Below are 11,742 nucleotides of genomic sequence, written 5' to 3'. Positions count from 1 at the left end.
CGCTGCGCCTCCGTGCGACGCTCGATCTCGGCACGGCGCTCGGCCTCGGCCCTCGCGCGGCGTTCGTCCTCGGCGCGGACCGCCTCGGATCGGCGTTGCGCCTCGGCGCGGGCCGCAGCCTCCGCAGCGAGTCGCTTCTCTTCGGCCAGACGCTCCGCCTCGGCCTTGGCGGCTGCGGCCTCGGCGGCCAAGCGCTCGGCCTCGGCACGTCGCGCGGCCTCTGCACGTCGCTCGGCTTCGGCGCGTCGCTCGGCCTCGGCCCTGGCAGCGGCCTCCTCGGCCTCTCGTTCGGCCTGCGCTCGGCGCTGGGCCTCGGCCATGCGGTCGATCTCCAGCTGACGGCGCGCTTCGGCCTCGGCTGCAGCCGCTTCGGCCTCCGCTGCCAGTCGCTCGGCTTCGGCGGCGGCGCGAGCGGCCTCGGCAAGGCGCTGCGCCTCCTCGCGTTCGACGTCGGCCTGACGCTCCGCCTCGGCCTCTTCGGCCTCGAGACGCTCGGTTTCGAGCCGAACGGCCTCGGCCGCGCTCAGGTCTTCAAGCGTCGCCGCATCCCGCGGCTCCTGCGCTTCCGGGCTGATCTGCGTACCGACCTCGCGACTGACCTCCGGACCGGCCGGACGCCGCGCTTGCTCGGCCTGAAACTCCGCGACCATCGCCTCGAGCGCGGCATCGCTCACGATGGTCGCCTGCACCACGCGCGGCTTGCTCCCGGCCTCCGTGATCGGCCGCTCGAGCTTGACGCCCACAAAGAAGAGCAGGGCGAAAAAGACATGCAGAGCCAACGACCAATAAAAAGCCCTCGGGTTCTGCCTCAGGATCTGCCACATGTCGGAGCTCGTGCCGCCGCGTCAGCGCTCGCGGCGCTCCGGCGGCACCGTCACCAGACCGACCTCGGGCGCTCCTGCGGCTTGAGCCACGACCATCGCGCGAACGACACGCCCGTAGTCGACCCGATGGTCCGCACGCACCAGGATCGGCGTTTCGGGCGTATATTCGAGCACGACACGGATGCGGTCGAACAGGATTTGCTCGCTGGCCGGGGCGTTCTTCTCGTCTCCGACATCGATGTAATAGTCGCCGAACTCATCGACCGTGATGATCAGCGACTCGGTCGTCGGGCTCGGAATCCCGCCTGCCTTCTCCTGCGGCAACGCCACCTTCACACCCTGCGTAATCAGGGGCGCCGTCACCATGAAGATGACGAGCAGCACCAGCATGACGTCGATGTAGGGCACGACATTGATCTCGGCCATCGGCCGGCGGCGTTGTCTGGAACGGGTGCGCTTGAGCATCTGCGGGAGTCCTCGAGCGCTCAGTTGCGGCCTTGGCGCTGCAGGAGAGTGGAGAACTCTTCCATGAACTCTTCGTAGCGGCTGTTGAGACGCTCGACCTGATAGGAATAGCGGTTGTAGGCGATGACGGCGGGGATGGCCGCAAAGAGACCGATGGCGGTGGCGACCAGCGCTTCCGAGATGCCCGGCGCGACCAATGCGAGGGTGGCCTGCTCGACATTTCCAAGTGCATGGAAGGCATGCATGATGCCCCAGACGGTGCCGAAGAGGCCGATGTAGGGGCTGGTCGAGCCGACCGTCGCCAGGAAGGTGAGGCTTGTCTCCAGACGGTCCATCTCGCGACTGAGTGCGACGCGCATCGAGCGCTCGCTGCCCTGCAGTACGGCCATCAGGTCGTTGCCCTCGATCTTGCGCAGCCGTACGTATTCCTTGAAGCCCGCGCGGAAGATGGACGGCAGGCCATGCTCGCCCTTGCGGTTCTCGCTCAGATCCTTGTAGAGCGCGCTGAGATCGCCGCCGGACCAGAAGCGCTCCTCGAAGGCGTTGGCACTCTTGCGCGCGCTCGAGAGCACGCGCCCGCGGTCCAGGATCATCGTCCAGGAGGTCACGGAGGCGAGCACCAGCACCAGCAAAACCAACTGGACCACCAGGCTGGCCTGCAGGATCAGGTTGAACAAGGACAGATCGGACGTCATGACAGGGGCTCCGCTGGACCGCTCGCGAACGGCAACAACTCGGACAAGAGATCGCCGGGCAGACGCGCCGGGCGCAGGGTGTCGGCATGCAGGCAGGCGATCTTGACGGCGCCTCGGCAGCAGCAGGAAGCGTCGCTGTCGCGCATCACCTGCTGGTCGAACTCCAGACTCGCACCGCCCGCCCGCACCAACCTGGAGGTCACGCTCAAACATTCATCGAGACGCGCGGGCGCCAGGTAGTCGATGGTCACGCGTCGCACGGCGAAGAGGATCCCGCGACGCGCGCGCAAGAGATCCTGCTCGTAGCCGACGGCGCGCAGCCATTCGGTGCGCGCCCGTTCCATGAACTTGAGATAATTGGCGTAGAAGACCACACCGCCCGCGTCGGTATCTTCGTAATAGACGCGCACCGGCCAGGTGAAGGTCAACAACCGGGGATCGCTCGATGTCGGCACGGTGCGGACCGCATGTTTGGGATTGACTCAAACCGCGGGAGTGTACCGGAAAGCACCTGTTCGGGCACCTTACGTCGAAGCGGGCGGCGAAGGCGAGTGGTTGCAGAGAGTCCGAGACCGCCTGAAATCATGGTCGTTGTCGTTGTCGAAGTCGTCCCGATGGTCGATCACGACAACGACAACGACAACGACAACGAACGGTCTCGACGACATACCTGCAGTGCTGCACGAGTGGCTCAGGTCGACACCCGGGTCTCGTTCGCTTGTGCCGCACGACGCTCGGCACAACCTCCCGGATGTCAGACAATGCCTGTCTTCGCGACCCGACAGACGGTCGCCGGCGCTCAACCTCCGACAAGGACCTCGACATGACCCGTTTCTCGTTCCTGAAGGGCCACCGCGGCGAATATCTCGTCGTGCTGCAATTCGTGGTCTTCTTCGCCTTTCTCTTCACCCCTGCATGGAATCCGCTCGCGACCCCGGCGTTGCTGGATGCGCTCGCGCCCGTGCGCTGGCCGGCATTGATCGCCTTTTGGGCGGTCGCCCTTGTCCTCGGCGGTTTTGGCTCGCTCCATATCCGTGAGTATCTGACCCCCCTGCCCTATCCGGTGGATCACAGCCAGCTGGTCAAGCACGGCGTCTACGCCCGGGTTCGCCATCCGCTCTACAGCAGTCAGCTCTTCGCTGCGGCGGGCTGGGTGCTCTTCACGCTCAGCATCCCGCACCTTGCGATCCTGGTCATCGGCTTCTTCTTTTTCGACTACAAGGCCAGCAAGGAAGAAGGTTGGTTGACCGAACGTCATCCGGAGTATGTGGAGTATGCGAAGGGGGTGAAGAAGCTCGTCCCCTTTCTTTATTAGCGCTAAACCGCGTCCGAGACTAAACCGCGTCCGAGCTTTTCTTCGTGCTCGTCGCGCCGGGTCGGCCTTGGATGGTTTCGAGACCGTTTGAGTCGACGCGGTTTAGGAGATTAAAAGCATTGTTTTTCATTTCTTTAAACCGCGCCAGGTGTGAGCCCGTTCGTCGTCGTGAGGGTGATCCCCCGGCAAGACCTCGCATGTCACAAAGAGGCGCGGTTTAAAGTGGTTTAAAGCGGTTTTTGGGCTGCGGCGAGCACATAGTCCAGACCGCCGTAAACGCTCTCGGCGCTCATGCCGAGTGCGAGTCGGGCCGGAAGTCGGGTTGCGGGGTGGAGTCGCTCGAGCGTTTCCGGATGTCTCGAAAGATAGTCGTGCAGGGGGTTGTAGACGCGATCGCGGATGGAGGCGACCTCGACATCTTCGAAACCGCAGGCTTCGAGCTTCTCCGCGTAGATGTCGCGCGTGTAGACGTTTTCGGCGGGGATCGCGAACTTGCTCGCAACCAGTCTCCAGGACCAGCGCTGTTTCAGGCGGGTACGCCAGTCGTCGGACAGCGGCATGGGGATGATGTCGGCCGTGACCAACCGGCCGCCCGGGCGCAGAACACGGAAAGCCTCCTCGAAGAAGCGTTCGCGGGTCTTGAAGTGGAATGCGCACTCCAAGGCGACGACGGTGTCGACTGAGTTCGACGGCATCGGCATGTCCGTGGCCGAGCCTTCGCGCAGGTCGATGCGCTCTTCGAGACCGAGGTCTTTGACCCGCCCGCGCGCGACGGCCACCTGCGAGGCGGTGATGTTCAGGCCCTGGATGTGATCCGGCCCATAGGTCCGAAGCCAGTAGAGATCTTGGTCGGCGAAGCCGAAGCCGACGTCGAGCACCCGATCGCCGGGGCCCATCGATGCGCGCTCCGCCACCAAGGCGGCAAGCGCTTGGCAGGCTTCGTCCAGCGTCTGCTCGCCGGTCCAGTACCCCAGATTGAGATAGAGCCCGTTTTCGGTGGCTACATCCGTGGACAGGAGATCGTAGACGCGGGTGACGTCCCACGACCTGAAGGGGTTGTAGAGCCAATCGAGATAGGCGAGATGCCGTCGAAACGGCCGGGCTGTCGACATGGGGGTGACCTGCTGGTGGGCGAGGCCGCCGTCGTTGTCGTTGTCGTAATCGACCATCGATACGACTACGACCACGAATGCGACAACGACAACGAAAATGATCTCGGATGGTCTTGGTATCTCTGCACTGCTCCGCTACGGGGTTTGATTCAACACATCGGCGAGTGATTCGGTCGGCGGCTCGCACTGTGTGCCTCGGCAGCGGTAGATGCGCGGGCGCTCGCCGGGCACCATGGCGGCGAGCGTGCCGGGGAGATGGCTCTCCTCGGTCGGGATGCCCAGGACGAACCGTCGCGGTCGGTAGCCGCGCTGGGCCTCTCGGCGCCAGGCGTCGAGACGCTCGTCGCCCGCGCGGATGACCAGGGTCTCGGGCGGGTCGATCCACTCGTCGAGCGCGAACAAGAGCGTCGCGTGGGCATAGGGCATGCGGCCAATCGACTCGGCCGCCAGCTTCAGGGTCCGCTCGGCCGCGGCGAGATAGCGCGGCTCGCCGACGAGATGGCCGAGGCGCTGGAGCGCCACGGCAGCGATGCCGTTGCCCGACGGGACGGCCTCGTCGCCGAGCGGTTTGGTGCGGTGGATCAGGGTCTCGTGATCGCGGCCGGTGAACCAGAAGCCGCCGTCGATCGGGTCCTCGAACTGATCCAGGAGCACCTCCGCAAGGGCAAGTGCAAAGTCGAGATCGGCTCGTGACCAACGTGTCTGCAAGAGCTCCAGCAGCGCATCGAGCAAGTTGGCATAGTCGTCGAGATAGGCGTTGAGGTGGGCGGTGCCGTCCTTGTAGGTCGCGAGCAGCCGACCCTCGCGCCAGAGTGTGCCGCGGATAAAGGCGAGGGCCTGCTCGGCGGACTCCAGATAATCGGGGCGATCGAAGGTGCGCGCGGCACGCGCCATACCTTTGATCATGAGCGCATTCCAGGCGGTCAGGACCTTCTCGTCCCGGCCCGGGCGAACGCGCCGCTCGCGTGCGACATAGAGGGCCGCGCGGGCGGCAGCGAGTAGGGCCAGCACCCGTGCCGGTTCCAGCCCGAGCTCGCCGGCGACGGCTTCGGGCGTGCGGTACCCGTGCAGGTGCCAGCGCCCTTCGAAGTTGGCCGGGCGATCCAGACCATAGACGGCGCCGAAGGGATCATATTCGGCCGGTGCCACCAAGGCTTGGATCTCCTCGCGATCCCAGACATAGAATCGGCCTTCCTCGCCCTCGCTGTCGGCGTCCAGGCTGGACCAGTAGCCGCCCTCCGGGGACTGCATCTCGCGCAGCACCCAGTCCGCGGTCATGACGGCCGCATCCCGAAACAAGGGGTCGTCGGTCACGGCGAAGGCATCGCAGCAGAGAGCGAGGAGCGGACCGTTGTCGTAAAGCATCTTCTCGAAGTGCGGGATCATCCAACGCGTGTCGACCGAATAGCGATAGAAGCCTCCGCCGAGCTGATCCGTCAGTCCGCCGCGGATCATCCGCTCGAGCGTCCAAAGGGCCTTCTCGAGCGCCGACCGAGCGGGCTCACCGGCCGGCGACGTGTCCGCCGCATGCCTGAACAGAAGCTCGAGGTTGGTCGGATGCGGAAACTTGGGTGCATCGCCGAATCCGCCGTGCTCGGGATCGAAGCTCTCGTCAAGCTGCTGCAGTGCCGCATCGATCGTCGAGCGTTCGGGCAGCGCGTCCGAGGCGCGCGGCTCCAGCTCCGCGAGCGCCGCCATCAGGCTGTCGTTCTGCGACTCGATGGCCGTCTTCTGCTCGCGGTAGGCCCTCTCGATGCCCTGCATCAGCTGCTTGAACGCCGGCAGACCGTGACGCGGCTCGCGCGGGAAATAGGTCCCGGCGAAGAAGGGCTTTTGATCGGCCGGCATCAGAAACACCGTCAGCGGCCAACCACCGGGGCGTCGCGCGAGCAGCTGGTGTGCGGTCTGATAGATCTTGTCGAGGTCAGGCCGCTCTTCCCGGTCGACCTTGATGTTGACGAAAAGCCGGTTCATCAGCTCCGCCGTGCCGGGATCCTCGAAGGACTCATGGGCCATCACATGGCACCAATGACACGCCGAGTAGCCGATCGAGAGCAGGATCGGCCGATCCGTCGCGCGCGCCAGGGCGAGCGCTTCATCGCACCAAGGCCACCAATCCACGGGGTTGTGCGCATGCTGACGGAGGTAGGGACTGGTGGTCGCGGCCAGACGGTTGGCATGGCCGGTCGGGGACGGATGGGCGTTCGACATGGCGGGACCCGGGAGCTGAAGGATGGTTGGGAGATGAGGGTGAAAGGTGAAAGGTGAAGGGTCAAAGTGCGCTGATGGCTGATGGCTGGCGGCTGTTCAGACAAGACGGGTTCTGCCGACTCCCCTTTCCATGCCCCGGCCGACCTCGGCCGGTTCTGATAGTCTGTGACCGCGCAAGACGACAAGCGCCCAGACACCACAGGACATCCGATCATGAAGACCCAACCCCTCATCCTGAGCAAAGACCAGGAACGCCGCCTCATCGCCGGACACTGCTGGATCTACAGCAACGAGGTCGACACCAAGGCCACGCCGTTGAAGGATTTCCAGCCGGGTCAGCCGGTCGCGATCCGCAGCGATCACGATCGCTGGATCGGTCACGGCTACGCGAATCCGCATTCCTTGATCTGCGCGCGCGTGGTCAGTCGCGATCCCACCCAGCCGTTGAGCCCGACCTTGTGGCTGAAGCGCATCCACGATGCGCTGGCCCTGCGCGAGCGGCTCTACACGCAGCCCTTCTATCGGCTGATCTTCGGGGAAAGCGACGGGATGCCGGGCCTGGTCGTCGACCGCTACGGCGATCTGCTCGCCGTGCAGATCACCACCGCCGGGATGGAGCGGGTGCAAGGCGAGATCATCGCCGCACTCGAGCAGGTGCTGCGCCCCAAGGCGATCGTGCTGCGCAACGACACCTCGGTGCGCGAGATGGAGGGCCTAACCCAGGGCGTCGAGGTGATCCTGGGCTCGCCCGAGGACACCCTGCCCCTGATCGAGAACGATCTGGAGTTTCTCGTCTCGCCCCTGACCGGCCAGAAGACCGGCTGGTTCTTCGACCAAGCGGAGAACCGCACCCGTCTGGCTCGCTACGGCGTCGGTCGGCGCGTCCTGGATGTCTGCAGCTACATCGGTGCCTGGGGTCTGCGTGCCGCGGCATTGGGCGCCGAGCAGGTCGTCTGCGTCGACAGCTCGCTGCCGGCGCTCGAGCGGGTCGCCGACAATGCGGCGCGCAACCGGCTGGCGGAGCGCGTTCAAGGCCGACATGGCGACGCCTTCGAGGTGCTGCGCGCCCTGCGCGAGGAGGACGCCCGTTTCGACACCGTGCTCCTCGACCCGCCCGCCTTCATCAAGCGGCGCAAGGACGAGAAGGACGGGATGCAGGCGTATCTGCGGCTCAATCGACTCGGGATGGAACTCTTGGAGCCGGGCGGCCTGCTGGTGACCTCCTCGTGCTCCTTCCACATGGGCCGCGACGTCTTTGTGCGGACCGTCCAGCAGGCGGCACGCCGCGCCGGGCGCACCCTGCAGCTCTTGGAGACCGGACAGCAGGGGCCTGACCATCCGGTGCATCCCGCGATCCCGGAGACCGCCTATCTCAAGACGCTCTTTTTCCGCGTCCTTCCCGAGTTCTGACCGGCGATCCCGGGTCTCGGCTCGGGATTTTCAGATCGAAAAATCGCCAAACAAGATGGCGTTTTGTCATGCGGTTACCTACACTTTCGCGTGTTGCTTTTGAGCACGGCCGACGCCGTTGCACCCTTCCAGATACCGGATCAGACTCATGCACACCGACGCGAAAGACCCCATGACCGCCATCGCCCAGCACCCGACCCGCCGACCCGATCAGCGTGCGCATCGGGCCCGATACCTATTGGCGGCGCTCGCCGTTGCAGGGGCTTTGGGACTCGCCGGCTGCGGCAGCTCGACGAAGATGGCAACGGTCGAGCCGAGCCACGCGGACAAGGTCGTCGTGAAGAAATCGCAGCGCAAGCTCGAGCTGCACAACAACGGGCGGGTGATCCGCGAATACCGGATCGCGCTCGGCGGATCACCGGACGGTCACAAGTTTCGCGAGGGAGACCAGCGCACCCCGATCGGCGACTATTTGCTCAACTGGCGCAACCCGAACAGCAACTTCTACAAATCGATCCACATCTCCTACCCGAACGAGCGCGACAAGCTCGTCAGTCGCTCGCTCGGTTATTCCAACCCGGGCGGGATGATCATGATTCACGGGCTTCCGAACTACGTCCAGTCCGAAGCGCTGCGCGGACAATATGCCAACCGAGACTGGACACAGGGCTGCATCGCCGTGCAAAACCACGAGATCGACGAGATCTGGGCCATGGTGCGGGACGGCACGCCAATCAAGATTCTGCCCTAAACCGCGCCCGACGCGGCATGCGATGTTTTTGGATGGGATCGGTCTCGGTAGGCTTGACGACCGTTGGAGCTTGCCCGGTTTAGCTCAAAGAATCCCACAAAGGAAACCCATCCAGCCCGCACCGAGGGCATCGGACCGAAACCCGGCAACGCCGTGGTTCGGAGGATGGGTTTCGCTTCGCTCTACCCATCGCGTCCATCACGGTGTGACATTGCCTTAAATCCTGCCCTGGGCCGTATCCGGCAGGACGATATTCAACTCCAAGACCTCATGACTGTCCTCCTGCTCGTATTTGACGGAGACGGCATTCATGTCGACCTCCACGTACTTGCGGATGACCTCGAGGATCTCCTGCTGCAGCTTGGGGAGATAGGAGGGACGGCCACGCTGGGTGCGATCGTGGGCCACCAGGATCTGCAGCCGCTCCTTGGCTACACTTGCGGAGCCCTTCGGACGCGAGGAGCGGAAGTAGTCGAGTAAGCCCATAGGTCAGCCTCTGAAAAAGCGCTTCAGGAAGCCCTTCTTCTCCACTTGGAGAAAACGGTGCGGCACCTCGTCGCCCAGATAGCGAGCGACCGTATCGGCATACGCCTTGCCGGCATCGCTCTCCCGATCGAGGACCACGGGTACGCCGGAGTTGGATGCGGTCAGGACGGATTTCGACTCCGGAATGACGCCGATCAGGGTCAGCGACAGGATCTCCTGCACGTCGTCCACACTCAACATCTCGCCCTTCTCGACCCGCGCCGGATCGTAGCGGGTGAGCAGGAGAAACTCGCGGATCGGCTCCTCGTTGGATTCCGCCCGTCGCGACTTGCTCGACAGGATCCCAAGCATGCGGTCGGAGTCCCGCACCGAGGAGACCTCGGGATTGGTCACCACAATTGCATCGTCGGCATAGTACATGGCCATGGTCGCGCCGTGCTCGATGCCCGCCGGCGAGTCGCAGACGATGAAATCGTATCCGTGGGCCAGCTCCTCGAGGACCCGCCCCACACCCTCCTTGGTCAGCGCATCCTTGTCGCGGGTCTGAGAGGCCGGCAGCACATAGAGGTTGTCGCAACGCTTGTCGCGGATCAGGGCCTGGTTAAGGTTGGCCTCCTGATTGATGACATTGACGAAATCGTAGACGACACGGCGCTCGCAACCCATGATGAGATCCAGGTTGCGCAGGCCCACATCGAAGTCGATGACAACCGTGCGATGACCGCGTTGCGCCAGTCCCATAGCCAACGCGGCGGACGTGGTCGTTTTGCCGACCCCGCCCTTGCCCGAGGTGATCACAATAATTCTCGCCAAAGTAGCCGCCTCCAAAATGGGATGGTCCATCGCCCAACCCTGCGTCGGGTCAAAGTTTTTCGATTCTCAGGATCTTCTGGTCCAGATAGATCTGAACCGGCACGCCGCGCAGCTCGCTCGGGATGTTCTCGCTCACTCGGTAATGCCCCGCGACGGACACCAGCTCCGCCTGAAGGTCTTGGCAGAAGATCCGCGCATCCGTGTTGCCCTTCATGCCGGCCAGCGCACGACCGCGCAACGGGCCGTAGACATGGATGTTGCCGTCGGCCATCAGCTCCGCGCCCGAGCTTACCGCGGCGATGATCGACAGATCCCCGCCGGCGGCGTAGACGCGCTGCCCAGAGCGCACCGGTCGGGTCACCAAGGTGAAGGCCGCACCGGCTCCTGCACGCGGGATTGCCGCAGGCACGCCCTGCGGCACCGACGGCGCGGCTGGGGCGCTCGGCGCGGGCTCCTCGGGCGCGATGGCGCGCTCGGTGCGCGTCGCGCGGGTCTCGTGCTCGCCGAGGATCGCCAGCTCCATCGCCTCGGCGGCCTCGTTCTGGGCCTTGTTGCCGCCGCGCACGCCGAAGGGGATCATGCCGTAGCCGCGCAGCAGACCGACCAAGAGCGGAAACTCGACCTTGGCGCCGCCTTCGGGAAAGGCGCTCAGATCGATCACGACGGGCGTATTGCGAAAAAACTCCGGCGCCTGCTCCACCCGGGCTCCCAGCTCGGCGGCGACCGCCTCGATATCGGCCTCGAGCAGACGAATGATCGGCAGCGTGAAACCGGCCGCCTTGAGCTCGAAGACGGCGGGGCGATCCCCGACAGACGTGCGTTGATACCCTGCCATGTTGCTGCTTTCGGGGCAAACGCCCGTCGATCTCCGCTGGAATGAATCAAAAGGTCGCCGCTCGCCGTGACGCGCGGTGCGCTGCGACATCGATCAGCCGGGCGGCCACTGCATGGGGCGACCGCCCAGGATGTGCAGGTGCAGGTGGTACACCGTCTGCCCGGCCGCCGCGTTGCAGTTGATCAAGGTCCGGTAGCCGCTGGCGGCGATCCCCTCCTGCTCGGCAATCTTGGCCGCGGCCAGGAAGAGCTTGCCGATCAGCTCGGCATCCTCGGGCTGCACCGCGTTGAGGGTCGGGATCGGCTTGCGCGGGATCACCAGGATATGGGTCGGCGCTTGCGGGTTGAGGTCTCGGAAGGCGACCAGGTCGTCGTCCTCGTAGACGATGTCGGCCGAGACTTCACCGCTGGCGATCTTGCCGAAAATGGTATCAGACATCGTTGCGATCCGCTCCGTTAAGAGACCAGTGGTGTCAGAGTCGGCGCCGACCGTTGAAGGCCAGCGCCAGCGTCCCCCCGTCCAGATATTCAAGCTCTCCGCCCAGCGGGACACCGTGCGCGATGCGGGTCGCACTCACCCCGTGCCGATCGGCGGACTCGGCAATGAAGTGCGCCGTCGCACTCCCCTCCACCGTCGGGCTGATGGCGAGGATCACCTCGCGCACCTCCCCGCCCGCAAGACGCGCGTCGAGCAGGTCCAGGCCCAGCTCCTCCGGGCCGATCCCGTCGAGCGGGGAGAGCCGCCCGCCGAGCACGAAATAGAGTCCGCGAAACTCCGTCGCCTGCTCGATCGCCAGGATCTCGGAGGGCTGCTCGACGATGCACA

At 64.9% G+C, this 11,742-nt stretch carries 14 protein-coding genes; 3 read left to right on the top strand and 11 right to left on the bottom strand.

Annotated features, from left to right (window positions below):
- The 4 genes from tolA to ybgC all read right to left on the bottom strand — a co-directional run.
- Window positions 1-824: cell envelope integrity protein TolA (gene tolA / locus VLR48_RS16110; RefSeq protein ID WP_325292767.1), on the bottom strand; the 824-nt coding region annotated here is incomplete at its 3' end.
- A 21-nt stretch (window positions 825-845) separates the two neighbouring features.
- A complete protein-coding gene (gene tolR / locus VLR48_RS16105) occupies window positions 846-1,289 on the bottom strand; it encodes a protein TolR (RefSeq protein ID WP_325292766.1) in 444 nt (147 codons plus the stop codon).
- A gap of 20 nt (window positions 1,290-1,309) precedes the next feature.
- On the bottom strand, window positions 1,310-1,984 hold the full coding sequence (gene tolQ / locus VLR48_RS16100; protein ID WP_325292765.1) for a protein TolQ: 675 nt from the start codon (window positions 1,982-1,984) through the stop codon (window positions 1,310-1,312).
- A complete protein-coding gene (gene ybgC / locus VLR48_RS16095; RefSeq protein WP_325292764.1) occupies window positions 1,981-2,415 on the bottom strand; it encodes a tol-pal system-associated acyl-CoA thioesterase in 435 nt (144 codons plus the stop codon). Before ybgC ends, tolQ begins: the two co-directional genes overlap by 4 nt.
- A 392-nt stretch (window positions 2,416-2,807) precedes the next feature.
- Between ybgC and VLR48_RS16090 the strand changes: the two genes are divergently transcribed.
- The gene (locus VLR48_RS16090; protein WP_325292763.1) at window positions 2,808-3,299 is read left to right on the top strand and encodes a methyltransferase; all 492 of its coding nucleotides are present in this window, start codon (window positions 2,808-2,810) and stop codon (window positions 3,297-3,299) included.
- Window positions 3,300-3,526: 227 nt separating this feature from the next.
- Here the strand turns inward: VLR48_RS16090 and VLR48_RS16085 are convergent, their stop codons facing one another.
- Window positions 3,527-4,411 (bottom strand): methyltransferase domain-containing protein, encoded by an 885-nt coding sequence (locus VLR48_RS16085; protein WP_325292768.1) that lies wholly within the window; start codon window positions 4,409-4,411, stop codon window positions 3,527-3,529.
- Window positions 4,412-4,546: 135 nt separating this feature from the next.
- Window positions 4,547-6,622, bottom strand: coding sequence for a thioredoxin domain-containing protein (locus VLR48_RS16080; RefSeq protein ID WP_325292762.1), 2,076 nt, complete (start codon window positions 6,620-6,622; stop codon window positions 4,547-4,549).
- A 213-nt stretch (window positions 6,623-6,835) separates the two neighbouring features.
- Here VLR48_RS16080 and VLR48_RS16075 point away from each other — a divergent pair, with 213 nt between their 5' ends.
- Together VLR48_RS16075 and VLR48_RS16070 are read left to right on the top strand one after the other, a co-directional pair.
- Window positions 6,836-8,032, top strand: a complete 1,197-nt coding sequence (locus tag VLR48_RS16075) for a class I SAM-dependent rRNA methyltransferase (protein ID WP_325292761.1) — start codon at window positions 6,836-6,838, stop codon at window positions 8,030-8,032.
- A gap of 148 nt (window positions 8,033-8,180) precedes the next feature.
- The gene (locus VLR48_RS16070) at window positions 8,181-8,783 is read left to right on the top strand and encodes a L,D-transpeptidase family protein (RefSeq protein WP_325292760.1); all 603 of its coding nucleotides are present in this window, start codon (window positions 8,181-8,183) and stop codon (window positions 8,781-8,783) included.
- A 216-nt stretch (window positions 8,784-8,999) separates the two neighbouring features.
- Here the strand turns inward: VLR48_RS16070 and minE are convergent, their stop codons facing one another.
- The 5 genes from minE to VLR48_RS16045 all read right to left on the bottom strand — a co-directional run.
- A complete protein-coding gene (minE, locus tag VLR48_RS16065) occupies window positions 9,000-9,269 on the bottom strand; it encodes a cell division topological specificity factor MinE (RefSeq protein WP_325292759.1) in 270 nt (89 codons plus the stop codon).
- A gap of 3 nt (window positions 9,270-9,272) precedes the next feature.
- Window positions 9,273-10,082: a septum site-determining protein MinD gene (gene minD, locus VLR48_RS16060; protein ID WP_296697407.1), complete on the bottom strand. Its 810-nt coding sequence runs from the start codon at window positions 10,080-10,082 to the stop codon at window positions 9,273-9,275.
- Between the two features lie 49 nt (window positions 10,083-10,131).
- Window positions 10,132-10,917: a septum site-determining protein MinC gene (minC, locus tag VLR48_RS16055; RefSeq protein WP_325292758.1), complete on the bottom strand. Its 786-nt coding sequence runs from the start codon at window positions 10,915-10,917 to the stop codon at window positions 10,132-10,134.
- Between the two features lie 93 nt (window positions 10,918-11,010).
- Window positions 11,011-11,355, bottom strand: a complete 345-nt coding sequence (locus VLR48_RS16050; protein ID WP_325292757.1) for a histidine triad nucleotide-binding protein — start codon at window positions 11,353-11,355, stop codon at window positions 11,011-11,013.
- Between the two features lie 34 nt (window positions 11,356-11,389).
- Window positions 11,390-11,742, bottom strand: a 353-nt coding sequence (locus VLR48_RS16045) for a recombination mediator RecR (RefSeq protein ID WP_325292756.1), incomplete at its 5' end; no start/stop codon positions are given.

It is taken from the genome of Thiocapsa sp. (assembly GCF_035467215.1).
GTDB lineage: Bacteria > Pseudomonadota > Gammaproteobacteria > Chromatiales > Chromatiaceae > Thiocapsa.
The sequence above is the reverse complement of the archived record's forward strand: the minus strand, read 5'-3'. Positions and strand labels throughout refer to the sequence as shown.

What these genes read in the sequence shown, in the direction of transcription:
- tolR (WP_325292766.1), bottom strand. Translation starts at nt 1,289, where the DNA reads ATGCTCAAGCGCACCCGTTCCAGACAACGCCGCCGGCCGATGGCCGAG.
- tolQ (WP_325292765.1), bottom strand. Translation starts at nt 1,984, where the DNA reads ATGACGTCCGATCTGTCCTTGTTCAACCTGATCCTGCAGGCCAGCCTG.
- VLR48_RS16090 (WP_325292763.1), top strand. Translation starts at nt 2,808, where the DNA reads ATGACCCGTTTCTCGTTCCTGAAGGGCCACCGCGGCGAATATCTCGTC.
- VLR48_RS16085 (WP_325292768.1), bottom strand. Translation starts at nt 4,411, where the DNA reads ATGTCGACAGCCCGGCCGTTTCGACGGCATCTCGCCTATCTCGATTGG.
- VLR48_RS16080 (WP_325292762.1), bottom strand. Translation starts at nt 6,622, where the DNA reads ATGTCGAACGCCCATCCGTCCCCGACCGGCCATGCCAACCGTCTGGCC.
- VLR48_RS16075 (WP_325292761.1), top strand. Translation starts at nt 6,836, where the DNA reads ATGAAGACCCAACCCCTCATCCTGAGCAAAGACCAGGAACGCCGCCTC.
- VLR48_RS16070 (WP_325292760.1), top strand. Translation starts at nt 8,181, where the DNA reads ATGCACACCGACGCGAAAGACCCCATGACCGCCATCGCCCAGCACCCG.
- minE (WP_325292759.1), bottom strand. Translation starts at nt 9,269, where the DNA reads ATGGGCTTACTCGACTACTTCCGCTCCTCGCGTCCGAAGGGCTCCGCA.
- minC (WP_325292758.1), bottom strand. Translation starts at nt 10,917, where the DNA reads ATGGCAGGGTATCAACGCACGTCTGTCGGGGATCGCCCCGCCGTCTTC.
- VLR48_RS16050 (WP_325292757.1), bottom strand. Translation starts at nt 11,355, where the DNA reads ATGTCTGATACCATTTTCGGCAAGATCGCCAGCGGTGAAGTCTCGGCC.